The organism is Burkholderia sp. HI2500 (assembly GCF_002223055.1).
In the GTDB taxonomy this organism is placed as follows: Bacteria; Pseudomonadota; Gammaproteobacteria; order Burkholderiales; family Burkholderiaceae; genus Burkholderia.
Genome location: NZ_NKFL01000004.1, coordinates 484,834 through 510,675, shown reverse-complemented (window position 1 = coordinate 510,675; position 25,842 = coordinate 484,834). Strand labels below are relative to the sequence as shown.

The window sequence follows — 25,842 nt, the reverse complement described above, 5'->3', positions numbered from 1 at the left end:
CGCCATTACATCGCAACGCGCCGGAAGCCCCTCTCCCGGCCGGCCGCTCGATCACCTAGAATTCGATCAACACGGCGACACGACCGCCGCCGCGTACTCGATGCCGCGCGCGCCACCCCTGCGTGCGGTACACGGAGATCGCCATGACCGAACTGTCGACACCGGCGGAACACGTCGATTACGAAGGCTTCGAGATCCATGTCGTGCCGGCCGTCGCGCCCGGCAACGACACGCGCTACACCTACACCGGCTACGTGTGCCATCCTGGCGCGAATCCCGCCTTGCCCGGCCACGCGGTGCCCTTCCATGCGGACGGCGAGGAAAGCTTCGCGAGCCTCGATGAAGCCGTCCACGAAGCCGTGCACATCGGCAAGAGCATCATCGACGGCACGCACCCCGACCTGTCGATCCTGTCACTCGTCACGCACGGCTTCTGAACCGGGCCGCACGCATCGCCGAAAATGGCGCGGGCGCGCCCGTGGTGCTGCCTGCAGCGACCCGCTGCACTCGCGCCGGACCCTCGCCACGCGTCGGCGTGCCAGTCGCGTTCCTCGTGTTTCTTTCAACCTTGCAACACGCACGCCGCGATGCACGCGTGCGGCAGCCACGCGAGCGTACTGTCACATGTCACGTCACATCGCGATGCGCGAGCGCACGCCTTCTCGTCATCAGCGCTCGCATCATCCGGCATCGCCCGTTATGCGTTTCTCCCGATATCGGCTCGCGTCCGTGCGCCTATCATTTTTTTATAGTCACTTCCGGCTAGCCTCCCATGCGCCCCCTTCCCCGTTTGCATGTCAACCGGCCGCGTGCAGTTGCGCTGGCCGTCGTCGCCATGCTCGCGGCGTGCACGATCACGCCGCCTCCGTCGCTGCACTCGATCCTGACGATTCCGTCGATCACCCGCAGCGGCAACCTCGACCAGTACCGCGTCGAAGTCGCGCACCGTGTCGCCGAACGCAATCCGTCCGGCATGCTGCACGGCATACCTCAGGCCATGCTCCGCTCGCTCGTCGTCGTGGCCTTCACCGTCGATGGCAGCGGCCGGCTCGTCAACGCGTCCGTCTATCGCAGCAACGGCGACAGCGAAGCGGAAGCACTCGCGCTCGCGTCGCTGCGCCGCTCGGCGCCGCTGCCGCCGCCGCCGTCGCGACTGCTCGACGGCAACGGCCGGCTTGAACTGATGGAAGGCTGGCTCTTCAACGACGACGGCCACTTCCAGTTGCAAAGCACCGCGTCGGCGCAGGCGCAATCGATCGACTGAGCGGTCGCCGCCCCGCGATTGCCGGTGCGCGGCGGCGCTGGCTATAATTTTCCGCAATCGCGCGGCCATCACGCCGCGCGCGCGTTCGCGCGCCCCACCCGGCATGCGAGCCGACCACGCCGGCACCGGGCGGCGGCGACGTACACGTCTCCATCGTCGACCGGCGGGTGACGTCCGCGCCACGGCGCGCGTCCACGCCGCCACCGCATCATCCGCTCGGCTGCCCCCGGCAGGCATCCGCCTGCCCGACCGCACGCTCAGCCGACCGCCCCAACGACAAAACGGAGACATCCATGTCCGCATCCCCCCCGACCGTTGCACACGCAACCGGTTCGGCCGGCGCCGTCAGCCACCGGCGCATCGTGTTCGCCAGCTTCATCGGCACCGCGATCGAGTTCTACGATTTCTACGTGTACGCAACGGCCGCCGCGCTCGTCATCGGCCCGGTGTTCTTTCCGCACGGGTCCGCGACCGCACAGGCGCTGTCCGCCTTCGTCACGTTCGGCATCGCGTTCATCGCTCGCCCGATCGGCTCGTTCCTGTTCGGGCACTTCGGCGACCGCATCGGCCGCAAGTCGACGCTCGTCGCATCGCTGCTCGTGATGGGCGTGTCCACCACCGCCATCGGCTTCGTGCCCGGCTACGACGCGATCGGCGCGCTCGCGCCGGTGCTGCTGTGCGTGCTGCGCTTCGGCCAGGGGATCGGCCTCGGCGGCGAATGGGGCGGCGCCGCGCTGCTGGCGACCGAGCACGCGCCGCAGGGCAAGCGCGGCTGGTTCGGAATGTTCCCGCAGCTCGGGCCATCGGTCGGCTTCCTGATGTCGAACGGGCTGTTCTTCGCGCTCGCGCTGTCGCTGTCGGACGAGCAGTTCCGCAGCTGGGGCTGGCGCATCCCGTTCCTGGTCAGTGCGGTGCTCGTCGCGCTCGGCCTGTACGTGCGGCTCAAGATCACCGAAACACCCGCGTTCCAGGCCGCGCTCGATCGCAACGAGCGCGTGCGCGTGCCGGTCGCGACGCTGGTCACGCAACACTGGCGGCCGACGCTGCTCGGTGCGCTCGCCATGGTCGTCTGCTACACGCTGTTCTACATCTCGACGGTGTTCTCGCTGTCGTACGGCGTGTCGGCGCTGCATATTCCGCGCCAGAGCTTCCTCGGCCTGCTGTGTTTCGCGGTCGTGTTCATGGGACTCGCGACGCCGCTGTCCGCGTGGGCATCGGACCGCTTCGGCCGCAAGCCGGTGCTCGTCGTGGGCGCGATCGCCGCGCTGCTGTCGGGTTTTGCGATGGAGCCGCTGCTCGGTAGCGGCTCGATGCCGCTCGTCGCGCTGTTCCTGACGATCGAGCTGTTCCTGATGGGCGTGACGTTCGCGCCGATGGGCGCGCTGCTGCCGGAGCTGTTCCCGACCAACGTCCGCTACACGGGCGCGGGCGTCGCGTATAACCTCGGCGGGATCCTCGGCGCGTCGATCGCGCCGTATATCGCGCAACTGCTGGCGGCGCGCGGCGGGCTGTCGTGGGTCGGCGGTTATGTGTCGGTTGCGGCGGCAATCAGCCTGATCGGCGTGCTGCTGATGCGCGAGACGCGCGACGCATCGCTCGTCTGAAACTCCGGGGCGACCCGGGTTGTGCGCAAGCCGGCGCTGCCTATACTCGATCCTGGGTGCGCCGCTGCGCGCGCCCGGGATCCCGCCCTGAAGGAGCCGCCGCCATGAACATCCGCCTCGGCAATGCCGATCTCGTCCTGATCCTCGCGCTCGCGCTGGGCGGCGCGATCCTGCTCGCGATGCGCTTCCGGCCGCAGACCTGGCGCGGCCTCGTGTTCGAGGCACTGCTGGCGAATCTGGCGGCCGTCGCCGCCGTCGTCACGGTCGAGGCGCTGCTCGCCTGAACCGGCACACCCCGCTTCGTCAGGCGGTCATCCGCGCGCGCAGCGCGCCGTAGGCCGGGCCGACCGTATCGATCGCGTCCAGCGCCTCGTCGACCGACGGCATCATGCCCGGCTCGCCGATCGACAGTGCATTCGGCGCGCCGCCGATGCCGCAATGATGGCGCGACGTCGCGACGAAAATCATCACGGTCGGCCGCTGCAGCGCGTGCGCCATGTGTACGAACCCCGTATCGACCCCCACCACGAGCGCAGCCCGGCCGAGCGCCGCGCCGAGCTCGCGCACCGTCATCGCGGGCAGCACGACCGAACCCGGCGCGCGTGCGGCGATGTCCTGCGCATCGTCATGCTCGGCAGCCGATCCCCACGGCAGCAGCACGCGCACGCCACGCGCCATCATCTGCGTGGCGAGCGCGGCCCAGTGGTTGGCCGGCCATTTCTTGTCGGGGTTGGACGTCGCATGGAACAGCAGCATGAATGGGGCACCATCGGTCACGGCGGCCGGCAGGTTCACGTCCCGCGGCGGGGCGATACCGTACGTGGCGATACCCTCGGGCGCGTAGCCGAGCGCCTCGCCGGCGCTCACGCGCATCCCGTGCCACGCGTCGCAGTCCGGCCGCGGGCCGAAACGATGCGAATACGCGAAGCGCGCGCCCGTTTCGCCGAGATCCCGCGTCTGGTAGCCGACCCGGCGCGCGGCGCGCGCGAGCGCCGAAATGATCGCGCTCTTGTAGACACCATGCAGGTCGATCACCGCATCGTAGCGATGCGCCCGCAGCGCGCCGATCGACGCCGTGATCGCCTTCAGGTCGCCGCGATTGCGCATCTTCTTGAAACGGCGCAGCGGCGCGCCCAGGACACGGCTGACGCCCGGATGCCAGCGCACGACCTCCGCGCACGATTCATCCACTGCCCAGTCGACCGTTACGCCGGGAAAGGCGCGATGCAGATCCGCGACGACGGGTAGCGTCTGGACAACGTCGCCGAGCGACGTCACTTTCACGATGAGGATACGTTTCACGATGTGTGGAGATAAGCCAGTCAATTTGGCATGCTCACGATGGTTACATGCGCAGACATTACGTGAAATTACTTTTGCAACAAAATGCATCTCCTTTCGGGAACATTCTCGCTCCCCGCCCGCATCCGGTTCTTTTTATAATTCGATCTTTGCCTGCCGGCCCGCGCCGATGCCACGCCCCGCCCTTCCCGCCCTGTTTCCCGCCCTCACCCGTCGTTCGCTGAGGATCTGGCGCCAGTACGGCGTGTTCTGGCTCGGTGCGATCGTCGTCGGCCTCGCGGCCGTACTTTACGCGCGTCTGATCGACTGGGGTTACGAAACCTTCCGCACGATGCGCGATCACGCCGCGTGGCTGCCGCTGCTGCTGACGCCGGCCATCGCCGCGCTGTCGGTATGGATCACGCGGCGCTTCTTCCGCGGCGCCGAGGGCAGCGGCATCCCGCAGGTGATCGCGACGCTGCATGCGCGCCCGAGCGCGTTCGGCTCCCGGCTGCTGACGCTGCGCATCCTGTTCGGCAAGGTGCTGGTGTCGTTCCTCGGCATCCTGGGCGGCTTCACGATCGGCCGCGAAGGGCCGACCGTGCAGGTCGGCGCGGCGCTGATGTTCAACCTGCGACGCTTCTACCCGCGCTCGAACGCGCAGATCGAACGCCAACTGGTGCTCGCCGGCGCGGCGGCCGGGCTGTCGGCCGCGTTCAATACGCCGCTCGCGGGAATCGTGTTCGCGATCGAGGAACTGACGCGCAGCTTCTCCGCGCGCGCGAGCGGCGTGCTGATCACCGCGATCATCCTCGCCGGCGTCGTCGCGCTCGGCCTGAACGGCAACTACACGTATTTCGGCACGATCGATGCCGGCCCCCATTTCCCGAAACTGCTCGCGCTCGCCGTGCTGGTCACCGCGATCGTCACGGGGATCGCAGGCGGCCTGTTCTGCTGGCTGCTGCTCAACACAGGACGCTGGCTGCCCGCGCAGCTGCTGGGCCTGTATCGCGAGCGGCCGATCACGTTCGCCGCGCTGTGCGGCTTCGCGATTGCCGTCGTCGGCCTCGTATCGGGCGGCACGACCTTCGGCAGCGGCTATGCCGAGGCGCGCGGCCTGCTCGACGGCAGCCAGCATCTGTCGGTGTTCTATCCGTTCCTGAAGATGATTTCGATGGTGGCGTCGTACCTGCCGGGCATCCCGGGCGGGATCTTCGCGCCGTCGCTGTCGATCGGCGCCGGGTTCGGCAACCTGTTGCATCTCGTGTTCAGCAACATGAGCCTCCCGATGCTGATCGCGCTCGCGATGGTCGGCTACATGGCGGCCGTCACGCAGTCGCCGATCACGTCGTTCGTGATCGTGATGGAGATGATCAACGGTCACGCGCTCGTGATTTCGCTGATGGCCACCGCGCTGGTGTCGAGCCGCGTGTCGCGCTTCTTCGCGCCACCGCTCTACGAAACGCTCGCCCTGCGCTATCTCGCGCCGCCCGCCGCGGTCGCCGAACCGGCTGCGGCAACCGCCGCGAGCGCGACGGCGGCAACCGGCGTCACCGAGCCGCAGGATGCGGCCGCGGCGCCCGCCGATCCGCTCGACACGCTGCGCGACGAAGGCGGCAAGGGCGACGAAGCGTCCCCCGCCACCGTGCCGGCCGAAGGCGCAGCACATGCACCGGCGCCGCACGACGACGAGCCGGCCGCAGCCGGGACGCACGACCCGGCACAGCGCGGCCCGCGCGACGCTCAATAGATCACGACGGGCGCCGGCCGGTAGTACACGGGCCGCGCCGGCACGACGATGCATCCGGCCAGCGTGATCGCGACGAGCGCGATGGCGATTGCGGTTCTTTTCATCGTCCGGCTCCATCAGGCCCAGTGACCACGGGTCCAGAACCAGTTCGGACCGCGCTGGTCCCAGTGGCCCGGCACCCATTGCATACCGACGCGCTCGGCTTCCCAGTGACCGCCGATCCACACGTAGCGGCCATGCTCCCAGTGCCAGTGCCCGCGATCCCACACGTAGCCCACGCGCGAGGCCGGCACGACCTCGTAGCGCACCGGCGGCGGCGCGTTCGGCGCGACGATCACGACTTCCTCGGTGCGCACGGCGACCGGCTCGGCGACGACCACGCGGCCCTGCGGCACGACCACGGGGGTGCCGACGAGAATCTCGTCCGCATGCGCGGCAAGCGGCGCGACGACGGCTGACAGGCTCGCGGCAAGCAATGCGAGCGAAACGATACGACGTTGAACGGTAGAGACAGCCATCACAACCTCCTGGTTGAACAAGTTACGCGAGCGTATTCGTTCAATGCGGGAGGCGCGGTAACGGCCGACAGACGCCGTGTTACGGCATGCCCGAAAGTGCAACAGGGCGTAAGACGCGCACGGCGGCGAGTGCCGCCGTGCGGAGGGATACCTGCAACGGTCAGGCTTGCGGGATCTCGATCTTCACTTCGAGGACTTCGAGATCGTCCTGGCGCTCGAGGCTCACGCGGATGTCATCGTCCGAAATATGGACGTACTTCGAGATGACCGCGACCAGCTCCTTCTGCAGCGCCGGCAGGTAATCGGCCGGCGGCCGGCCGCCGACGCGCTCGTGCGCGATGATGAGCTGCAGGCGCTCCTTCGCGACCGATGCGGACTTTTTCTTCTCGCCGAGGAGAAACGAAAGGATGGACATGGGCGGCCTCCGTTACTTGCTGCCGAAGAGGCGCTGCAGCAGGCCCGGCTTCTGGTAATCAGTGAAGCGCAGCGGCTTGTCTTCGCCGAGGAAACGCGCGACGACGTCCTTGTACGCTTCCGCCACGTCAGTACCGTCGATATGCACGGCCGGCAGACCCTGGTTCGATGCATGCAGCACGGCTTCCGACTCGGGCACCACGCCGATCAGCTTGATGCGCAGGATCTCGCTGATGTCCTCGAGCGACAGCATCTCGCCTTCGCTGACGCGCTTGGGGCTGTAGCGCGTGATCAGCAGGTGTTCCTTGATCGGATCCTTGCCTTCGGTCGCGCGCTTCGTCTTCGACGACAGGATGCCGAGAATGCGATCCGAGTCACGCACCGACGACACTTCCGGGTTCGTGACGATCAGCGCTTCGTCCGCGAAGTACATCGCGTGCAGTGCGCCCGCCTCGATACCGGCCGGCGAATCGCAGACGATGTATTCGAAGTCCATCGCGACCAGGTCGTTCAGCACCTTCTCGACGCCGTCACGCGTGAGCGCATCCTTGTCGCGCGTCTGCGACGCCGGCAGGATGAACAGGTTCTCGCACTTCTTGTCCTTGATCAGCGCCTGGTTCAGGTTCGCTTCGCCCTGGATCACGTTCACGAGGTCGTACACCACGCGGCGCTCGCAGCCCATGATGAGATCGAGGTTACGCAGGCCGACGTCGAAGTCGATCACGGCCGTCTTGTGGCCGCGCAGCGCGAGACCGGACGCAAAGCTCGCGCTCGTCGTCGTCTTGCCCACGCCGCCCTTGCCCGAGGTCACCACGATGATTTTTGCCATTTACCCAATACCCTGTGTTCGTCAATGAGAGCCGATCGATCCGGAGCGCACCGCGTGTCTTACGTCAGGCGCAGCGGTTCGATCATCAGTTTTTCCTCTTCGAGCCGGATCTGCACCGATTTGCCCAGTACTTCGGCGGGCAACGGGTTCTCGGTTGTTCGATAGATACCCGCGATCGAAATCAGTTCCGGCTCGAGACACGTGCAGAAAATGCGCGCGTCGTGATTGCCGTGCACGCCCGCGAGTGCGCGGCCGCGCAACGGCGCGTAGATGTGGATATTGCCTTCCGCGATGATCTCCGCGCCGTGACTGACCGGCGCGAGCACCACGAGGTCTCCTTTCGCGTAAATCTGCTGCCCCGAACGCAACGGCCGGTCGATCACCAGCGTCTGGCCGCCGGCCTGCACAGGCGTCGGCGCGGGCTCCGACGGCTGTTCGGGCGCCGCTGCGGCTGCCGCAGCGGCGGCGGGCTCGACGGCTGGCACAGCCGCCGGCTCCGCTTCGTCGGCAGGTTTTGCGGCCGGCGCGCGGCGATCGCGCGCCTCCAGCAACGGCAGGCCGGCTTCCCCCGCCCAGCCCTGCGTTGCCAGTGCGACGACGCCCACCGGACGCATCCGCACGTCGTTCAGCATCTGGCGGATGTCCGCGAGCGCGACGCGTTCGCCGTCAGCCAGGCGGCGGACGTCGATCGCGACGACATCGTCGGCGAAAAACTCGGGAGTCGCTTCGAAGCGCTTGACCAGTTCGGTACGCAACGCATCGAGATCGGTCGTCTTCACGGTGAACAGCAACGTATCGACCGATCCGCTGCGCAGCTCGAAGAATGGCGATTTTTTAAGCGACATGGACACTCTGCAAAAATTTTTTGCGTATTTTACAGGCGTCCACGCGCGCGGCCATTATTTTTGGGGAACCGGGTGGCGGCGGCCCGGGCGGGCGCGCAACCGGCAGGCGGGCAGGCAAGCGGGCGCCCCCATCCTCATCGCGCCGTGCGGCCCGCGTTCTGACGTCACGTCAGTGCTTCATCTGCGATACGTACAGCGATTTCATCGCGCCGGGCATCCGTGCGATCGGCGCGTGTTCGCCGGTATTGCCGAAACCCGCCCGCTCATAGAAGCGGATCGCGTTGCGGTTCGCATCGGCAATCCACGCGTAGACGTCCTGGGCACCGCGCTCGGCGAGCCAGGCGGTGGCCGTCTCCAGCAGCAGCACGCCGCCGCGCAGATGACGCACCGCATGCGCCACCCACAGCTCGCTGACGAACGCACGCCGATCGGGCGTATTGTCGAAATACGCGCCGATCATGCCGGCCGGATGGCCTTCGGTATACAACAGGAAAGTCGTCGACTCGTCGGACACGGCGCGCTGCGCGGCAATCGCCGACGCCGCGTCCGTTTCGACGTTCAGCAATTCGGCCTCCGGCGCTTCGCCGGGCGCGTAGGGCTCGCGCAGCGATGCGGCGCGGAGTTCGCGATACACGCCGCCCTGGTCGGCAACGATACGACGAACGGTCAAGGTCGAACTCATGCAGGCACAGCCCCCTTCGGACAGCAAGCTACTAGCTTCAACCGAAAGCGGGGCATGAGTCAAATCGTTATTTTCAAATGACAGCGCGAATCGAAAGGCAGCACGCACCGCCGGCGGCCAGTCGGCCCGTTCGTGTGCAGGTGCAGCATCGCGATGCCGATGCGTGCCGCCGAAAGACGGTTGCGACGGCCTCGTTTGACGCATGCCGGCAGTCGCCTTGCGACATGCGGCAGTTGCCCGTCAGACCCCGTGAATTTCAACGCGAAAACCGTAATGATCCGTAAGATTGGAGACCCCGGAAATAGATATCACGGGCACCTGCCGCCCTCTCAATATTGCATCGCAACATTTGTTGCGAGCCCGTGGCGTCACCACCCGCACGCGTCACGACACGCCATCCGTCTGACAAACCAGTCGGCCGTACGGGTCGATCCGGCGTTCCCCGCATGTTTCAATCAGCGTGCGCGACCCCTTCCCTGCCTGCGCCACACACACTCGCCCGTTTGGAGCCGCGCGCCTAGTGCCGGAGTTTGGCAACCGTGCGCGTGGGTCGTATAACAGGCAGAACCGGGTGACGATCCGGCTCGACCGCGCGTGCTTCGCGGACCAACGAAAATTCGAACAACCGTGCAGGCGGCCGCCCTCGGGCCGGCCGGCAGGAGGGAGACAATGGCAATGACCCACGGATCGGCTTCGGGCTGGTCGGATGGCAAGCGTTACCTGTGGCTGCTCGGCGCGCTGACGATCACGCTGCCGATCCTCGCCGCCCAGCTCGCGCTGTCGACGGGCCTGCACGTGTTCTGGTGGTTCGGCCCGCTGTTCGCGTTCGGCGTGATCCCGATCCTCGACACGCTGATCGGCGACGATCGCGACAACCCGCCCGAGGACGTCGTGCCGCGTCTCGAACGGGAGCGCTACTACCGGTTGATCGTCTATCTCGCGACCCTCGTCGAATACGTCGCGTTCTTCGCGTGCGTCTGGATCGTCGGCACGCATGCGCTCGCCTGGTACGACTACGTCGGCTTCGCGCTGTCGCTCGGCGCCGCGACGGGCATCTCGATCAATACCGCGCACGAACTCGGGCACAAGACCGACCGCTTCGAGCGCTGGCTCGCGAAAATCACGCTCGCGCCGGTCGCATACGGCCACTTCTACGTCGAGCACAACCGCGGGCACCACGTGCGCGTCGCGACGGCGGAGGATCCGGCGAGCGCGCGCTACGGCGAATCGTTCTGGGCCTTCCTGCCGCGCACCGTGACCGGCAGCATCCGCTCGGCGTGGCGGCTCGAGAAGGCGCGCCTCGAACGGCTCGGGCATTCGCCGTGGACCTGGCGCAACGAAGTGCTGCACGCGTGGGCGATGACCGTCGTCGTGTGGGCCATCGCGATCGCGATGGCCGGCAAGGTCGTGATTCCGTTCCTCGTGATCCAGGCCGTCTACGGCGCGTCGCTGCTCGAAGTCGTGAACTACGTCGAGCATTACGGGCTCGGCCGCCGCAAGCTGCCGAACGGCCGCTACGAACGCTGCACGCCGCAGCATTCGTGGAACAGCAATCACGTCGTCACCAACCTGTTCCTGTACCAGTTGCAGCGGCACGCCGACCATCATGCGAATCCGACGCGCTCGTACCAGGCGCTGCGCCACTTCGACGATGCGCCGCAACTGCCGGCCGGCTACGCGACGATGATCCTGTTCGCGTACGTGCCGCCGCTCTGGTATCGCGTGATGAATCCGCGCGTCGTCGCGCACTACGGCGGCAACATGGCGCAGTCGAACATCAAGCCGTCGATCCGCGCCCGGGTGCTCGCGCAGTATCCGGCCGCGGCGTGATCGCGGGGGACGGGCCGGGGTCGATCGGCACAGGCGCGCCGCTGAAAGCCGGCGCCGCGCCGGCCCCGGTTCCATCGAAGTCCGGCGCGACGGCCGCCGCCGTCACGCCATTTCCGGCAGCCTGAACACGGCCACCGCATGACGCAGCGCGCTCGCCTGCTCGGCCAGCGCCTGCGTCGCGGCCGAGGCCTGCTCGACGAGCGCCGCGTTGCGCTGCGTCGCTTCGTCCATCTGCGTCACCGCGATGTTCACCTGCTGGATGCCGCCGCTCTGCTCCTGCGACGCGGACGAGATCTCGCCGACGATCGTCGTGACGCGCTGCACTGCGCCGACGATCTCGTGAATCGATTCGCCCGCCCGGCCGATCAGCACGGCGCCCTCGTCGACCCGCTTCGTCGACTGCTCGATGAGCCCCTTGATCTCCTTCGCCGCGGCGGCGCTGCGCTGCGCGAGCGTGCGCACTTCCGCCGCGACGACCGCGAAGCCGCGCCCCTGTTCGCCCGCGCGGGCCGCCTCGACCGCTGCGTTCAGCGCGAGGATGTTGGTCTGGAACGCGATGCCGTCGATCACCGCGATGATCTCGCCGACCTTGGCGGAGCTGTCGGCGATGCCGTTCATCGTGCCGACGGCATCCGTCATCACGCCGCCGCCCGCCGCCGCGATGTTCGACGCGTCGTGCGCCAGCTGCGCCGCGTGCTGCGCGTGCTCGGCCGACTGGCGGACGATGCCCGTGAGTTCGGTCATGCTGGCAGCCGTCTCCTCGAGCGACGCGGCCTGCGCCTCGGTCCGCGCCGACAGGTCGTGATTGCCCGACGCGATCTGGGCGCTCGCCGTCGCGACGGCTTCGGCATGCGTGCGCACTTCGAGCACGACGCCCGACAGGCTCGTCTGCATCGTCTGCAACGCGCGCAGCAGATCGGCGATCTCGTCGCGGCCGGCCGCGTCGACATCGCGCGTCAGGTCGCCTTCGGCGACGGCCTGCGCGCACGCCACCGCACGGTCGAGCGGACGCAGGATCGCGCGGCTGAACAGGAATGCGCCGACCATCGCGACGCCGAGCACGACCAGCATCAGCACGAGGCTCGCGGTCGTGGCGTGCTGCGCGTCGCGGCTCGCCTGCGCCGACACCGCGGCGCTCTCGTCGGCGATCGACTTCGCGGCCCGCTCCAGCAGCGCCGCCGGCTCGCGGTCCACGCCCGCCACCGCGGCATCGCCCGCCGACGGCTCGAAGCCGGCCGCCTTGAACGCGTCGAACCCGCGCCGGTAACCCTCGCCCATCGCCGTGTGCGCGCGCATGAACTGCTCGACGAGCGAGCGGCTCTCGCCGGGCGGCAACTGGTGAACGAGCTGCGCGGCGAGCGTGTCGACCGTCCGCTCGCGCGTCTGGAACGCCAGCCAATACTTGTCGAGCTTGTCGGGCTGCTTGCCACGCAACAGCGTGTCCTTCCATTCCTGCACTTGCAGCTTGAACTGGACGAGCGTGGCCGACACGAGCCGCTCCTCGCCGACGTTCGTCTGCACGTCGTCGGCGAACGTATCGATCGACCGATTGAGAATGTGGATACCGTACAGCGCGCCACAGAACATCAGCAGCAGCGCGACAGCGAATGCGAGGGGAATCTTGTAGCTCAGCTTCATGGGACCTTGAATCGACGGGGAACGATGCGATCCGGCACGAGCGCCGGCCGCCGCCCCGTGTTAACGGCCCGGGAAGCGCGGGCTTAAAGCTAAAGAAAGCGGCAAAGGCCGGACGCGTGTATCGAGGCCGGCCTGTGCGCTCAGGTGGGATGCGTGGCGCGCGGCCCGATTGTCGCGCCCCTGCGCGGGCCCGCCATCCAGCGGCGCACGACGACGATCGACGGTACGCCGAGTACGATCCTTGCGGTCGCGTTGGACAGGTAGTGGCGCGGCCACCTTGGGTCGGCGTCGGCACGATCATCGCGGCATTCAGCACGATCGATGCTGCGTTTGCCATTCAGCGCGGCTGTATCGAGGACGCGGCACGATCATGCATGCGGTGGGCGCCCCCGCATCTGCACGATCCGAATTGCCGAAGGTCGAGCTGTTGCCACTACAACCGCTTGCGACTCGACGCACGCACCGCGAACCCAAAACGAAAAACCCCTTGATCCTTCCGGATCAAGGGGCTTCGTATTTTGGCGGAGAGGGTGGGATTCGAACCCACGGTACGGGGAAACCGTACGCCTGATTTCGAGTCAGGTACATTCGACCACTCTGCCACCTCTCCTTCCTTGCTGCATCTCGCGGCTGGTCGTTTCCGCGAGAAAAAGATTATAAGACGATCGCTTCGTAGCTGACAAGCCCTTTCTGCAATTTTTTTTGCGAGGGCTTTGAAGGCCGCGTTACGACGCCTGTGCCGGCGCGTCGATACGCTCGATGCCGCCCATGTACGGACGCAGCGCTTCCGGCACCGTGACCGAGCCGTCCGCGTTCTGGTAGTTCTCCAGCACCGCGACGAGCGTGCGGCCGACGGCGAGACCCGAGCCGTTCAGCGTATGCACGAGCTCCGGCTTGCCCTGCGCGTTGCGGAAACGCGCCTGCATCCGGCGCGCCTGGAACGCTTCGGTGTTCGAGCAGCTCGAGATCTCGCGATAGGTGTTCTGCGCAGGCAGCCACACTTCGAGATCGAACGTCTTCGCGGCCGAGAAACCCATGTCGCCCGTGCACAGCGTGATCACGCGGTACGGCAGGCCGAGCTTCTGCAGGATCGCTTCCGCATGGCCGACCATCTCGTCGAGCGCGGCGTACGACGTTTCCGGCGCGACGACCTGCACCATCTCGACTTTGTCGAACTGGTGCTGGCGAATCATGCCGCGCGTGTCGCGGCCGTACGAACCGGCTTCCGAGCGGAAGCACGGGGAATGCGCGGTCAGCTTGATCGGCAGGGCGGACGCGTCGACGATCGACTCGCGCACGGTGTTGGTCAGCGAGATTTCCGACGTGGAGATCAGGTATTGCGTGACCTTGTTGTCCTCGCCGCCCTTCTCGACGCGGAACATGTCGTCCGCGAACTTCGGCAGCTGGCCCGTGCCGTACAGGATCTCGGGGTTCACGATGTACGGCGTATACGTCTCGGTGTAGCCGTGCTGCTGCGTATGCGTGTCGATCATGAACTGCGCGAGCGCGCGGTGCAGGCGCGCGATCGAGCCGCGCAGCATCGTGAAGCGCGCGCCGGCGAGCTTCGCGCCGGTCTCGAAATCGAGGCCGAGCGGCGTGCCGACGTCGACGTGATCCTTCACCTCGAAATCGAACTGGCGCGGCGTGCCCCAGCGGCGCACCTCGACGTTGTCGGCTTCGTCCTTGCCGACCGGCACGCTTTCATGCGCGACGTTCGGCATGCCCAGCATCAGGTCGGACAGGCGCGCCTGGATCTCGCCGAGCTTGGCTTCTCCTGCCTTCATTTCGTCGCCGATCCCGCCGACCTCGGCCATCACGGCCGACGTGTCCTCGCCCTTCCCCTTCATCGCGCCGATCTGCTTCGACAGGCTGTTGCGGCGCGCCTGGAGCTCTTCGGTGCGGGTCTGGATCGCGCGGCGTTCCGCTTCGAGCGCGGAGAAGGCGGCGATGTCGAGGGTGTAGCCGCGATCGGCGAGGCGCTGGGCGACGCCGTCGAGGTCTTTGCGCAGCAACTGGATGTCGAGCATGGGAGGACTTGGGGAATCGTTGTGTAAGACGGGAATTCTAACGCACCGCGGGGCTGCCACGGCACTGGCCGGACGGACAATGCTGCAAACGGGCGATGACCGCGGCGCGACGGCCATGGCAGTATCGCAGTGCCGGACCGCCCGTCGGCGCCCGCGAAATCGCGCGGCATCGACGCGCCGCGGATCGCGAAACACCCGGGCGTGCCCGCCGCAACGCATCGAACAAGGCACGCGCCCCCCGTCACAACGACTCAAGGACCCCGATGGCCATCGAACTGGAGAAGGACGTACGCGACCGCGCGATCGCGTCGCTGCAACGCTATTTCACAGAAAACATGGATGAGCCGATCGGCAACATCCAGGCGGGTGCACTGCTGCACTTCTTCGTCGAGGAAATCGCGCCCGCGATCTACAACCTCGCGATCGCGGATGCGCAGCAGAGCCTGCACGCCCGCGTCACCGAACTCGACATCGAGTGCCATCAGGAGCCGTTCGGCTACTGGAAGAAGCCGCCGGCCCGCAAGCGCTGACGCGTTCGCGGCACCGGCGCAGGCCGCGCCGGACGTTGCCCGGTCAGTCCTTCTTGCCGGCCTCGCGGTCGAGTTCGCGCAGCCACGCGAGCTTGTCGGCGATCTTCGATTCGAGCCCGCGCGGCACCGGCTTGTACCAGCGCGGCTCGCGCATCCCGTCCGGCAGGTACGTCTCGCCGGCCGCATACGCATTCGGCTCGTCGTGCGCGTAACGGTAGGCGTGACCGTAGCCGAGTTCCTTCATCAGCTTGGTCGGCGCGTTGCGCAGATGCACGGGCACCTCGCGCGACTTGTCCTGCTTCACGAACGCCATCGCCTGGTTGAACGCGTTGTAGCCCGCGTTGCTCTTCGCCGCGCACGCGAGATAGATCACCGCCTGCCCGAGCGCGAGCTCGCCTTCCGGCGAGCCGAGGCGCTCGTAGGTTTCGGCCGCGTCGTTCGCCACCTGCAGCGCGCGCGGATCGGCGAGGCCGATGTCTTCCCACGCCATCCGCACGATCCGCCGCGCGAGATACTTCGGATCCGCGCCGCCGTCGATCATCCGGCAGAACCAGTACAGTGCGCCGTCCGGGCTCGAACCGCGCACCGACTTGTGCAGTGCCGAGATCTGGTCGTAGAAGTTGTCGCCGCCCTTGTCGAAGCGCCGTGCGTTCAGCGTCATTGCGCTGCTGACGAATTCGGCATCGATCGTCGCGGTGCCGGCCGACGTGGCCGCCGTCTGCGCCTGCTCGAGCAGGTTCAGGAAGCGCCGCGCGTCGCCGTCCGCATAGCCGACCAGCGTATCGATTGCCTTGTCGTCGAACGACAGGCCGTCGAGTGCGATTTCCTGTGCGCGCTTCAGCAACTGCCGCATCTCGTCGTCGTCCAGCGACTTCAGCACGTACACCTGCGCACGCGACAGCAACGCCGAGTTGACCTCGAAGCTCGGGTTCTCGGTCGTCGCGCCGATGAAGGTCACGAGCCCCGACTCGACGAACGGCAGCAACGCGTCCTGCTGCCCCTTGTTGAAGCGGTGGATTTCGTCGACGAACAGGATCGTGTGGCGGCCGGTGCGGTTCAGCGTGTCCTTCGCCTGCTCCATCGACTCGCGGATGTCCTTCACGCCGCCGAGCACCGCGGACAGCGCAATGAACTCGCAGTCGAACGCGAGCGCGGTGAGCCGTGCGAGCGTCGTCTTGCCGACGCCGGGCGGCCCCCACAGGATCATCGAATGCGGCTTGCCCGATTCGAACGCGAGCCGCAGCGGCTTGCCTTCGCCCAGCAAATGCGTCTGGCCGATCACCTCGGCGAGCGTCTTCGGCCGCAGCGCCTCGGCGAGCGGGCGGCGCGGCTCGACTTGAAACAGGTCGGACATGAACCCTCGCTCCACATCAAACGATGGCGGCCGAACCGGCCGCCGGACCCGACATTATGACAGCCGCGCGAAAGCACCGCCGCGCCCGACGCCGGGTGCTCGCGCCCGGTGCCCCGCGCCCCGCGCCCGGCGCCCGGTGCCCAGAAACAACAAGGGCCTGCCGTCGCCGGCAGGCCCTTCGGTGAAACAGCAGCGCGCGGGCGCCGGTCAGCCGGTAATCACGTCGGCGCCCTTCGGCACGACGAACTTGAACGTATCGCCCTTCAGCGGCGGATTCGTCTGGATGTTCGTAAACGTCAGCAGCGTGACGTTGCCGAACACGTCGTGCAGTTCCATCGCGGCGAGCGTGCCGTTCTTGAAGCCGATGCCGATCCGCTGGAACTGCGTGTCCTGCGCCTTCGGCAGCATTTCGAGCCACTCGATGCCGCCCTTTTCGCCGGCATCGCGCAGCGTGTAGTTCTTCTCCAGATCGTTGCTGCCGAACAGGATCGCGGCGGGGCTCGCGCCCAGCGCGCCGTTCAGCTTGCGCTCGGTGACCTGGTTCAGGTCGCGGTCGTACACGTAGAGCTTGTCGCCGTCAGCCTGCAGCACCTGCTGGTACGGCTTCTGGTACGTCCAGATGAACTTGCCGGGGCGCGCAAACACGAACGTGCCGCTCGAATTGTCGGTGGGCTTCGGCACGGCCTGCGCGGCGCTCGCGCCCTTCGCCGGGGCCTTGACGATCTGCTGCGTGAAGTCGCCCTTCGCCGAACGCACCTGCGACACGAACGCCTTCAGTTGCTCGGTGCCGCCCGCGAACGCGTGCGTCGCCGCGAGCATCAGCGAGGCGCCGGCGAGCGCCGCGCCGAGCCAGCGCCGCGTCGAACGAAGGGACATTGCGAACGAATGTTGCTGCATATTGCGGTTTTCTCCCTGGGTGGCCGGCGCTGCGAACGCCGCGGACTCATTCCGCGTCGCGCGCCGGCACAAGAATTTCGCGGTTGCCGCTCGACGACATCGCCGACACGAGCCCCGACTGCTCCATCTGCTCGAGCAGCCGCGCCGCGCGGTTGTAGCCGATCCGCAGGTGGCGCTGCACGAGCGAGATCGATGCGCGGCGGTTCTTGATGACGATCTCGACCGCCTGGTCGTACAGCGGATCAGACTCCTCGCCGCCTTCGCCGGTTCCCGCGCCGGCCGAGCCCTCGTCGCCGTCGGCGGTGCCGCCTTCGAGCAGGCCCTCGACGTAGTTCGGCTCGCCCTGCTCCTTGAGCTTCTCGACGACGCGGTGCACTTCGTCATCCGCGACGAACGCGCCATGCACGCGCACCGGCAGCCCGGTGCCCGGCGCCAGGTACAGCATGTCGCCCATCCCGAGCAGCGATTCGGCGCCCATCTGGTCGAGAATCGTGCGCGAGTCGATCTTCGACGACACCTGGAACGCGATCCGGGTCGGCACGTTGGCCTTGATCAGGCCGGTGATCACGTCGACCGACGGACGCTGCGTCGCGAGAATCAGGTGGATGCCGGCCGCGCGCGCCTTCTGCGCGATCCGTGCAATCAGTTCCTCGACCTTCTTGCCGACGACCATCATCAGGTCGGCCAGCTCGTCGATCACCACGACGATGTTCGGCAGGCGGCCGAGCGGCTCCGGATCGTCCGGCGTCAGGCTGAACGGATTCGGCAGCTTCTCCTCGCGCTTCGCGGCCTCGTCGATCTTGTTGTTGTAGCCCGCCAGGTTGCGCACGCCGAGCTTGCTCATCAGCTTGTAGCGGCGCTCCATCTCGGCGACCGTCCAGTTCAGCGCGTGGCCGGCCTGGCGCATGTCGGTGACGACCGGGCACAGCAGGTGCGGAATGCCTTCGTAGACGCTCATTTCGAGCATCTTCGGATCGATCAGGATCAGGCGCACCTGGTCAGCCGTCGCCTTGTACAGCAGCGACAGGATCATCGCGTTGATCCCGACCGACTTGCCCGAGCCGGTCGTGCCGGCCACCAGCAGGTGCGGCATCTTCGCGAGATCCGCGCACACCGGCTTGCCGCCGATGTCCTTGCCGAGGCTCAGCGTCAGCGCCGACGACGCGGCCGCGTACACCTCGGAACCGATGATCTCGGACAGGTGCACCGTCTGGCGGCGCTGGTTCGGCAGCTCGAGCGCCATGTAGTTCTTGCCGGGAATCGTCTCGACGACGCGGATCGACACGAGCGACAGCGAGCGTGCGAGATCCTTCGCGAGGTTGACGATCTGGCTGCCCTTCACGCCGGTGGCAGGCTCGATCTCGTAGCGTGTGACGACCGGGCCCGGATAGGCGGCGACGACGCTCGCCTCGACGCCGAAATCCTTCAGCTTCTTCTCGATCAGGCGCGACGTGAACTCGAGCGTGTCGGCGGAAATCGCCTCCTGCGCCTTCGGCGCGGGATCGAGCAGCGATACCGCGGGCAGCGTCGAATCGCCCGGCAGGTCGGTGAAGAGCGGCACCTGGCGCTCGCGCTCGACGCGCTCGGACTTCGCCGGCGTGACGACCGGCGGCACGATCGTCACCGGCTCGTGATCCTCGATGCGCACGCGCTCCTCTTCGACCTTGCCTTCGCGGCGCACGGCCGCGGCCTCGCCGAGCTTGCGGTCGCGCTCGGCCTCGCGGCGCAGCTTCGCGACGTTGACGGCGGACAGGATCGCGCCGCCGACACGCTCGGCGACCGACAGCCACGAGAAGCGGAAATACAGCGACAGGCCGATCGAGAGCGCGATCAGCAGCAGCAGCGTGCCGCCCGTGAAGCCGAACGCATGCGACATCGCACCCGCGACGGCCTCGCCGACGACGCCGCCCGGCGCGCGCGGCAACTGCACCTTCAGCGACCACATGCGCAGCGCCTCGATGCCGTCGCACGCCAGCACGACGAGCACGAACGCGAGGATTTCGGTGAGCCAGCCGATCGGCCGCTCGGGTTCGTCCGAGACCGCCTCGTGGCGCGTGATGCGGCGATAGTTGACGGCGATGCGCCGCGCGAGCGGCACGATCAGCCAGTAGGCCGACAGGCCGAACAGCAGCAGGATGATGTCGGCCGTCCACGCGCCGACGCGGCCGGCCCAGTTCGTGATGTGATCCACCTGGGCGGCGTGCGTCCAACTCGGATCGCGCCGGCTGTAGCTCAGCAGGGCCATCACCAGAAATGCGCAGAGCGCGACCTGGAGAATCCAGCGGATCTCCGTGAGGAGCTTCGACATCCGGTGCGGCAACGCCTGTGCCTGGGCGGAATAAGGAGCTTTTGCCATGAATCCGTATAAAGAGGACGGGCCGTGCGCCCGCCTGTCGTTCGATCCCGCTTATTGTAAACGCTGCACCGGGCCGCCAAGTGTAAATGACGGTTACATAACAGGGCCGGGGTCCGGACGGCCCCGTGGACGCGCTTCGCGCCGGCTCTTTTGCCCTGGTCCGGCCGGGCCACGTCGGCCACCGCCGCTACGCCCGTCGAGCCGGTGCCAGGCCCGCCACACACGTGCGCCAGGCGCCCTGCCCACCCCGCGTGGGCGGCCGTTGCACTGCCCGACACTATCGCGACGATTGAAACTCTCGTTCGGCAACGCAGCAACGGGGCCTTTATAATGCGCGTCTGATACCCATCTATGACGGCATCCCGGTCAACCCGGATCGTACGGCGAGCCCTACCCCGCCCGCCGCGGCCGCCTTTTACGGATTCGCACATGTCCACGCCCAAACACGCCAAAGTCCTGATTCTCGGTTCCGGCCCCGCCGGCTACACGGCTGCCGTCTACGCGGCACGCGCCAACCTGTCCCCGGTGCTGATCACCGGCATCGCGCAGGGCGGCCAGCTGATGACCACGACCGACGTCGAAAACTGGCCGGCAGACGCGAAAGGCGTGCAGGGTCCGGAGCTGATGGCGCGCTTCCTCGAGCACGCCGAGCGCTTCAACACCGAAATCGTGTTCGACCACATCCACACCGCGAAGCTGCACGAGCAGCCGATCCGCCTGATCGGCGACTCGGGCGAATACACGTGCGACTCGCTGATCATCGCGACCGGCGCGTCCGCGCAGTATCTCGGCCTGCCGTCCGAAGAAGCGTTCATGGGCAAGGGCGTGTCGGCCTGCGCGACCTGCGACGGCTTCTTCTATCGCAACCAGGAAGTCGCGGTGATCGGCGGCGGCAACACGGCCGTCGAGGAAGCGCTCTACCTGACCGGCATCGCGAAGAAGGTCACGGTGATCCACCGCCGCGACAAGTTCCGCGCGGAGCCGATCCTGATCGACCGCCTGCTGGAGAAGGAAAAGGAAGGCGCGGTCGTGATCAAGTGGGATCACGTGCTCGATGAAGTGACCGGCGAGGATTCGGGCGTCACGGGCCTGCGCATCAAGAACGTGAAGACCGGCGCGACGGAAGACCTCAACGTGCAGGGCGTGTTCGTCGCGATCGGCCACAAGCCGAACACCGACCTGTTCCAGGGCCAGCTCGAGATGAAGGACGGCTACATCCTGACGAAGAGCGGCCTGCACGGCAACGCGACGTCGACGAGCGTGCCGGGCGTGTTCGCCGCGGGCGACGTGCAGGACAACGTGTACCGCCAGGCGATCACCAGCGCCGGCACGGGCTGCATGGCCGCGCTCGACGCACAGCGCTACCTCGAAAGCCTGCACGACAAGAAGTAAGCCGCGAGACCTGTCGCGCCGGGCGCTACAATGGCGTCCGCTGCCGCGAAGCGGGTCTGGCCGGACAAGCCGCTGCCGCCGTGCAGCGGCTTTTTTTTGCCCGCGCGCCCGAACGCGCCTGCCCTGCGTACCGAATCATGGCGAAGAACCAGCCCCATCCGAGCGATCCCGCGAAGCGGCAGATCGCCGCCCGTCCCGCGAACCCCGCGCCCGTCGCGCCGGCGCCCGCGCCCGATCCCGCCGCGTTGCGCGGCCAGGGGCTCGCGGGCCTCGGCGCGCTGCGCAAGTCGCTGCAAGGCGAAGCCGATCGCCGCGACCGCGAGCGCGTCGAAGCGGCCAAGGCCGAGCGCAAGGCGGAAGCCGACGCAAACCTGTTCCGCAACGAGATCGGCGCGATCCGCCCGCTGAACGCGCCGCCGCGCGCGGCGGCCGGCCGCACGCCGCCCGACCCCGTGCCGAAGCAGACGCAGCGCGACGAGGAAGCCGTGCTGAACGCGACGTTGTCCGACGAATTCGATCCCGAGACGCTGCTCGACAGCGACGACTCGCTGTACTACCACCGCCCCGGCATCAGCCGCGACGTCGTGCGCAAGCTGCGCAGCGGCGCGTGGATCGTGCAGGCGCAGATCGACCTGCATGGAATGCGGCGCGACGAGGCGCGCGACGCGCTCGCCGAGTTCATCCGCGAAGCCGGCAAGAAGGGGCTGCGCTGCCTGCGCGTGATCCACGGCAAGGGGCTCGGCTCGATCGGCAAGGAGCCGGTGCTGAAAGGCAAGGTGCGTGCGTGGCTCGTGCAGAAGGAAGAAGTGATCGCGTTCTGCGAGGCGCGCGGCCACGACGGCGGCGCGGGCGCGGTGCTGGTGCTGCTGCAGCCGTTCGCGGCACCCGGGGACCGGGGGCCGCGTGCCGCATCCTAGGCTGACGCTCGCGATCGCGGTACTGGAGGCGATCGCCACGCTGGCCTTTGCGATCTCGGGCTTCATCGAGGCGCGCAAGAACCGCCTCGACTCGGTCGGCACGTTCGTGGTGGCGCTCGCCACCGCGTTCGGCGGCGGCACGCTGCGCGACATCCTGCTCGAGCGCCGGCCGTTCTACTGGGTCGTGCACGACGACTACGTGATCGCGATCTTCGTGCTCGCGCTGTTCGCGCCGTTCGTGCTGCGGATGCTGTCGCGGCTGTCGGCCGAGCGGTTGCTGCTCGTCGCCGATGCGATCGGGCTCGGGATCTTCAGCATCTCGGGCACGGCGATCGCGCTCGATGCCGAGATGCCGCGCTTCATCGCGGTGATGATGGGCGTGATCACGGGCGTGGTCGGCGGGATCATCCGCGACGTGCTGTGCAACGACATCCCGCTGATCCTGCGCGATTCGCGGCCCTACGCGACCTGCGCGTTCGTCGGCTGCTGGTTCTACCTGCTGCTCGTGTGGCTGCAGTTCGATTCCGTCTACAGCGTGCTGCTCGCGACCGGCTTCATCCTCGTCGCGCGGCTCGCGACGTTCAAGTTCGACGTGCGGCTGCCGCACTGAGCGCCGCCGCGGCATCGACCGTCGCGCCAAAACAAAGGGGCCGTCCGAAGACGGCCCCTTCTTGCTTCGTTCAGCGCTCGCGCGATCTCACGCGATCCGCTCTTCCGACGCCGGATCGAACAGCACCGCCTTCGACACGTCGAACAGCAGCGACAGCGTCTGGTCGGGCTGCGGATTCGCGGCCGGATGCACGCGGCTCACGATGCGCTTGCCGTTCACCTGCGCGAACACGTGCGTGTCCGGCCCGGTCGGCTCGGTCACGTCGACGCGCACGTCGAACGGCTGCAGGTGCGACGCGTCGCCGTTGTGCGCATGGCGCACGTCGGTGATGCGCTCCGGACGCAGGCCGAGGATCACCTCGCGGCCGACGTGCGACTTCAGCTTCGCCGCATCGAACGGCAGGTTCAGCGCGCCGCGCTTGACGCCCGTGTCGACTTCGAGCGCGATCCCGCTGCCCTGCTCGACCAGCTTGCCGTTGATGAAGTTCATCGGCGGCGCGCCGATGAAGCCCGCGACGAACAGGTTCGACGGCGAATCGTAGATCTCCTGCGGCGCGCCGAACTGCTGAACCACGCCGTCCTTCATCACCGCGATCCGGTCGCCGAGCGTCATCGCCTCGATCTGGTCGTGCGTCACGTAGACGATCGTCGTGCCGAGGCGCTGGTGCAGCAGCTTGATTTCCGCGCGCATCTCGATGCGCAGCTTCGCGTCGAGGTTCGACAGCGGCTCGTCGAACAGGAACAGCGACGGATCGCGCGCGAGCGCACGGCCCATCGCGACACGCTGGCGCTGGCCGCCCGACAGCTGGCCCGGCTTGCGGTCGAGCAGGTGCTGGATCTGCAGCATCTGCGACACGCGGTCGACGATCTGCTGCTGTTCGCTCTTCGGCACCTTGCGGATGTTCAAGCCGAACGAGATGTTCTCGCGCACCGTCATCGACGGATACAGCGCGTACGACTGGAACACCATCGCGATGTCGCGATCCTTCGGCGACAGGTCGTTGACGACCTTGCCGTCGATGCAGATCTCGCCGCTCGTCACGGTCTCGAGCCCGGCGATCATGTTGAGCAGCGTCGACTTCCCGCAGCCCGACCCGCCGACCAGGATCAGGAACTGTCCGTCCTCGATCTCGATGTCGACACCCTTCAGGACCGGCACCCCGTTCGGGTAGGTCTTGTACACGTCACGGATGGAAAGGCTTGCCATGCTGTGAATCCTCTGTCTCGTCTCGCGCGGCGCGCTCCGGCGCCGCGTCGGGTTCGTTTCGATGCGCCGCGCGCGAGGCGCGGCCGGTTCGTCGTATCGGATGAAGCCGCGCTTACCCCTTCACCGCGCCCGCCGTCAGCCCGCGCACGAAGTAGCGGCCCGCGACGATGTAGACGAGCAGCGTCGGCAGCGCGGCGATGATCGCGCCCGCCATGTCGACGTTGTATTCCTTCACGCCCGTCGACGTGTTGACGAGGTTGTTCAGCGCAACCGTGATCGGCATCGAATCGACGCCGGAGAACACGATCCCGAACAGGAAGTCGTTCCAGATCTGCGTGAATTGCCAGATCAGGCACACCATGAAGATCGGCAGCGACACGGGCAGCAGGATCTTCGTGAAGATCGTGAAGAAGCCCGCGCCGTCGATGCGCGCGGCCTTCACGAGTTCGGCCGGCACGCTCACGTAGAAGTTGCGGAAGAACATCGTCGTGAACGCGATGCCGTACACGACGTGCACGAACACGAGGCCCGGAATCGTGTTGGCGAGGCCGAGCATCCCCTGCAGGCGCGCCATCGGCAGCAGGATCACCTGGAACGGGATGAAGCAACCGACCAGCATCATCGTGAACAGCGCGTCGGCGCCGCGGAAGCGCCAGTGCGTGAGCACGTAGCCGTTGAACGCGCCGATCAGCGACGAGATCAGCACGGCCGGGATCACCATCTGCAGCGAGTTCAGGAAGAACGGCTTCATGCCGTCGCAGCGCACGCCGGTGCACGCGCCGCTCCAGGCCTTCACCCACGGGTCGACGGTCCACGTGGTGGGCGGCGTCAGCAGGTTGCCGGTGCGCAGCTGGTCGAGATCCTTGAACGACGTCGACAGCATCACGTAGATCGGGAACAGGAAATACAGCGCGAACAGGATCAGTGCCGCATAGATCACTGCCCGGCTGATCGTCATCTTAGGCTGCATTGCGGGTGCTCCTCGATTCCATATACATCAGCGGCACCAGCACCGCGACCACGGTCGCGAGCATCATCACCGAGGACGCCGCGCCGAGCCCGAGCTGGCCGCGGTTGAACGAAAACGTGTACATGAACATGGCCGGCAGCGACGACGACGTGCCCGGGCCGCCCGCCGTCAGCGCGACGACGAGGTCGAAGGTCTTGATCGTGATGTGGCAGAGGATCAGCAGCACCGAGAAGAACACCGGGCGCATGCTCGGGATCACGATCTTGCGGTAGATGGTCGGCAGCGTCGCACCGTCCACCTGCGCGGCCTTGAAGATCTCCGCATCGACACCGCGCAGCCCCGCGAGGAACAGCGCCATCACGAAGCCGGTCGACTGCCACACGGCCGCGATCACCACGCAGAAGATCGCCTTGTCCGGATCGTCGAGCCAGCCGAACGAGAAGCTCGTCCAGCCCCAGTCGTGCATCACCTTCTCGAGGCCGAGGCCCGGGTTCAGGATCCACTGCCACGCGGTGCCGGTGACGATGAACGACAGCGCCATCGGGTACAGGAAGACCGCGCGCAGCGCGCCTTCGTTGCGGATCCGCTGGTCGAGCAGGATCGCGAGGAACAGCCCGAGCGCGACACAGATCACGATGAACGGAATCCCGAACCAGCCGAGGTTCGCGGCGGAGGTCCACCACACGTCGTTCTGGAACAGGTCCGAGTAACGGCCGAAGCCGTCGAATTCGTAGTTCGGCAACAGCCGCGAGTTGGTCAGCGACAGATAGCCGGTAATCAGGATGAAGCCGTAGATGAACACCACGGCGATCGCGACGCTCGGCGCAAGCACGAGCTTCGGGATCCAGCGGTCGGCGAAGGCCGACATCGGCGACGTACGCCGTGCGGCGGCAGCGCCGGATCCGTTTCCGCTAAGAGGGGCAGCCAC

24 protein-coding genes and 1 tRNA gene are annotated in these 25,842 nt (G+C 67.2%); 10 read left to right on the top strand and 15 right to left on the bottom strand.

Annotated elements, in window-relative coordinates:
- Positions 1-143: 143 nt before the first annotated feature.
- From CFB45_RS04895 to CFB45_RS04875, 4 genes are all read left to right on the top strand, one after another.
- On the top strand, positions 144-437 hold the full coding sequence (locus CFB45_RS04895) for a hypothetical protein (RefSeq protein WP_089424742.1): 294 nt from the start codon (positions 144-146) through the stop codon (positions 435-437).
- Positions 438-772: 335 nt separating this feature from the next.
- Positions 773-1,264, top strand: coding sequence for an energy transducer TonB family protein (locus CFB45_RS04890; protein ID WP_089424741.1), 492 nt, complete (start codon positions 773-775; stop codon positions 1,262-1,264).
- A gap of 293 nt (positions 1,265-1,557) precedes the next feature.
- Complete coding sequence (locus CFB45_RS04880; RefSeq protein ID WP_089424740.1) at positions 1,558-2,868, top strand: MFS transporter; 1,311 nt, start codon at positions 1,558-1,560, stop codon at positions 2,866-2,868.
- Between the two features lie 104 nt (positions 2,869-2,972).
- Complete coding sequence (locus CFB45_RS04875; RefSeq protein ID WP_039343411.1) at positions 2,973-3,152, top strand: hypothetical protein; 180 nt, start codon at positions 2,973-2,975, stop codon at positions 3,150-3,152.
- A 19-nt stretch (positions 3,153-3,171) separates the two neighbouring features.
- On the opposite strand, the gene waaC is transcribed toward CFB45_RS04875, so the two are convergent.
- The gene (waaC, locus tag CFB45_RS04870; protein WP_089424739.1) at positions 3,172-4,170 is read right to left on the bottom strand and encodes a lipopolysaccharide heptosyltransferase I; all 999 of its coding nucleotides are present in this window, start codon (positions 4,168-4,170) and stop codon (positions 3,172-3,174) included.
- A gap of 169 nt (positions 4,171-4,339) precedes the next feature.
- On the opposite strand from waaC, the gene CFB45_RS04865 reads away from it, so the two are divergent.
- Positions 4,340-5,899 carry a chloride channel protein gene (locus CFB45_RS04865; RefSeq protein WP_089424738.1) on the top strand — a complete coding sequence of 520 codons (1,560 nt, stop codon included), beginning with the start codon at positions 4,340-4,342 and terminating at the stop codon, positions 5,897-5,899.
- A gap of 116 nt (positions 5,900-6,015) precedes the next feature.
- Here the strand turns inward: CFB45_RS04865 and CFB45_RS04860 are convergent, their stop codons facing one another.
- The 5 genes from CFB45_RS04860 to CFB45_RS04840 form a co-directional block, all read right to left on the bottom strand.
- On the bottom strand, positions 6,016-6,417 hold the full coding sequence (locus CFB45_RS04860) for a YXWGXW repeat-containing protein (protein WP_089424737.1): 402 nt from the start codon (positions 6,415-6,417) through the stop codon (positions 6,016-6,018).
- A 160-nt stretch (positions 6,418-6,577) separates the two neighbouring features.
- Positions 6,578-6,832 (bottom strand): cell division topological specificity factor MinE, encoded by a 255-nt coding sequence (gene minE, locus CFB45_RS04855; protein WP_006476634.1) that lies wholly within the window; start codon positions 6,830-6,832, stop codon positions 6,578-6,580.
- Between the two features lie 12 nt (positions 6,833-6,844).
- Entirely contained in the window at positions 6,845-7,660 is an 816-nt protein-coding gene (gene minD, locus CFB45_RS04850) for a septum site-determining protein MinD (protein ID WP_046545140.1), read from the bottom strand.
- 59 nt (positions 7,661-7,719) lie between these two features.
- The gene (minC, locus tag CFB45_RS04845) at positions 7,720-8,505 is read right to left on the bottom strand and encodes a septum site-determining protein MinC (RefSeq protein ID WP_089424736.1); all 786 of its coding nucleotides are present in this window, start codon (positions 8,503-8,505) and stop codon (positions 7,720-7,722) included.
- Between the two features lie 169 nt (positions 8,506-8,674).
- Positions 8,675-9,187, bottom strand: a complete 513-nt coding sequence (locus CFB45_RS04840) for a GNAT family N-acetyltransferase (RefSeq protein WP_174968547.1) — start codon at positions 9,185-9,187, stop codon at positions 8,675-8,677.
- Positions 9,188-9,856: 669 nt separating this feature from the next.
- On the opposite strand from CFB45_RS04840, the gene CFB45_RS04835 reads away from it, so the two are divergent.
- Positions 9,857-11,017 carry an alkane 1-monooxygenase gene (locus CFB45_RS04835; protein WP_089424734.1) on the top strand — a complete coding sequence of 387 codons (1,161 nt, stop codon included), beginning with the start codon at positions 9,857-9,859 and terminating at the stop codon, positions 11,015-11,017.
- A gap of 102 nt (positions 11,018-11,119) precedes the next feature.
- Here the strand turns inward: CFB45_RS04835 and CFB45_RS04830 are convergent, their stop codons facing one another.
- The 3 genes from CFB45_RS04830 to serS form a co-directional block, all read right to left on the bottom strand.
- Positions 11,120-12,655, bottom strand: coding sequence for a methyl-accepting chemotaxis protein (locus tag CFB45_RS04830; protein WP_089424733.1), 1,536 nt, complete (start codon positions 12,653-12,655; stop codon positions 11,120-11,122).
- Between the two features lie 519 nt (positions 12,656-13,174).
- Positions 13,175-13,265, bottom strand: a tRNA-Ser gene (locus CFB45_RS04825).
- Between the two features lie 115 nt (positions 13,266-13,380).
- A complete protein-coding gene (gene serS, locus CFB45_RS04820; RefSeq protein ID WP_089424732.1) occupies positions 13,381-14,682 on the bottom strand; it encodes a serine--tRNA ligase in 1,302 nt (433 codons plus the stop codon).
- A gap of 263 nt (positions 14,683-14,945) precedes the next feature.
- Here serS and CFB45_RS04815 point away from each other — a divergent pair, with 263 nt between their 5' ends.
- Positions 14,946-15,212 carry a DUF2164 domain-containing protein gene (locus CFB45_RS04815; RefSeq protein ID WP_089424731.1) on the top strand — a complete coding sequence of 89 codons (267 nt, stop codon included), beginning with the start codon at positions 14,946-14,948 and terminating at the stop codon, positions 15,210-15,212.
- A gap of 43 nt (positions 15,213-15,255) precedes the next feature.
- Here the strand turns inward: CFB45_RS04815 and CFB45_RS04810 are convergent, their stop codons facing one another.
- The 3 genes from CFB45_RS04810 to CFB45_RS04800 all read right to left on the bottom strand — a co-directional run bounded on the left by CFB45_RS04810 (position 15,256) and on the right by CFB45_RS04800 (position 19,819).
- Positions 15,256-16,566 (bottom strand): replication-associated recombination protein A, encoded by a 1,311-nt coding sequence (locus CFB45_RS04810; RefSeq protein WP_089424730.1) that lies wholly within the window; start codon positions 16,564-16,566, stop codon positions 15,256-15,258.
- A gap of 207 nt (positions 16,567-16,773) precedes the next feature.
- Positions 16,774-17,463 (bottom strand): outer membrane lipoprotein chaperone LolA, encoded by a 690-nt coding sequence (gene lolA / locus CFB45_RS04805; RefSeq protein ID WP_089424729.1) that lies wholly within the window; start codon positions 17,461-17,463, stop codon positions 16,774-16,776.
- 46 nt (positions 17,464-17,509) lie between these two features.
- The gene (locus tag CFB45_RS04800; RefSeq protein ID WP_089424728.1) at positions 17,510-19,819 is read right to left on the bottom strand and encodes a DNA translocase FtsK; all 2,310 of its coding nucleotides are present in this window, start codon (positions 19,817-19,819) and stop codon (positions 17,510-17,512) included.
- A gap of 429 nt (positions 19,820-20,248) precedes the next feature.
- Here CFB45_RS04800 and trxB point away from each other — a divergent pair, with 429 nt between their 5' ends.
- The 3 genes from trxB to CFB45_RS04785 all read left to right on the top strand — a co-directional run bounded on the left by trxB (position 20,249) and on the right by CFB45_RS04785 (position 22,738).
- The gene (gene trxB / locus CFB45_RS04795; protein WP_089424727.1) at positions 20,249-21,211 is read left to right on the top strand and encodes a thioredoxin-disulfide reductase; all 963 of its coding nucleotides are present in this window, start codon (positions 20,249-20,251) and stop codon (positions 21,209-21,211) included.
- A 137-nt stretch (positions 21,212-21,348) separates the two neighbouring features.
- Entirely contained in the window at positions 21,349-22,128 is a 780-nt protein-coding gene (locus CFB45_RS04790) for a Smr/MutS family protein (RefSeq protein ID WP_089424726.1), read from the top strand.
- The gene (locus CFB45_RS04785) at positions 22,115-22,738 is read left to right on the top strand and encodes a trimeric intracellular cation channel family protein (protein ID WP_027788121.1); all 624 of its coding nucleotides are present in this window, start codon (positions 22,115-22,117) and stop codon (positions 22,736-22,738) included. The genes CFB45_RS04790 and CFB45_RS04785 overlap by 14 nt, the downstream gene beginning before the upstream one ends.
- An 87-nt stretch (positions 22,739-22,825) precedes the next feature.
- On the opposite strand, the gene CFB45_RS04780 is transcribed toward CFB45_RS04785, so the two are convergent.
- From CFB45_RS04780 to CFB45_RS04770, 3 genes are all read right to left on the bottom strand, one after another.
- Entirely contained in the window at positions 22,826-23,944 is a 1,119-nt protein-coding gene (locus CFB45_RS04780; protein ID WP_046545128.1) for an ABC transporter ATP-binding protein, read from the bottom strand.
- Positions 23,945-24,056: 112 nt separating this feature from the next.
- Positions 24,057-24,914 (bottom strand): carbohydrate ABC transporter permease, encoded by an 858-nt coding sequence (locus tag CFB45_RS04775; protein WP_011544828.1) that lies wholly within the window; start codon positions 24,912-24,914, stop codon positions 24,057-24,059.
- On the bottom strand, positions 24,904-25,842 hold the full coding sequence (locus CFB45_RS04770) for a carbohydrate ABC transporter permease (protein WP_039343490.1): 939 nt from the start codon (positions 25,840-25,842) through the stop codon (positions 24,904-24,906). The genes CFB45_RS04775 and CFB45_RS04770 overlap by 11 nt, the downstream gene beginning before the upstream one ends.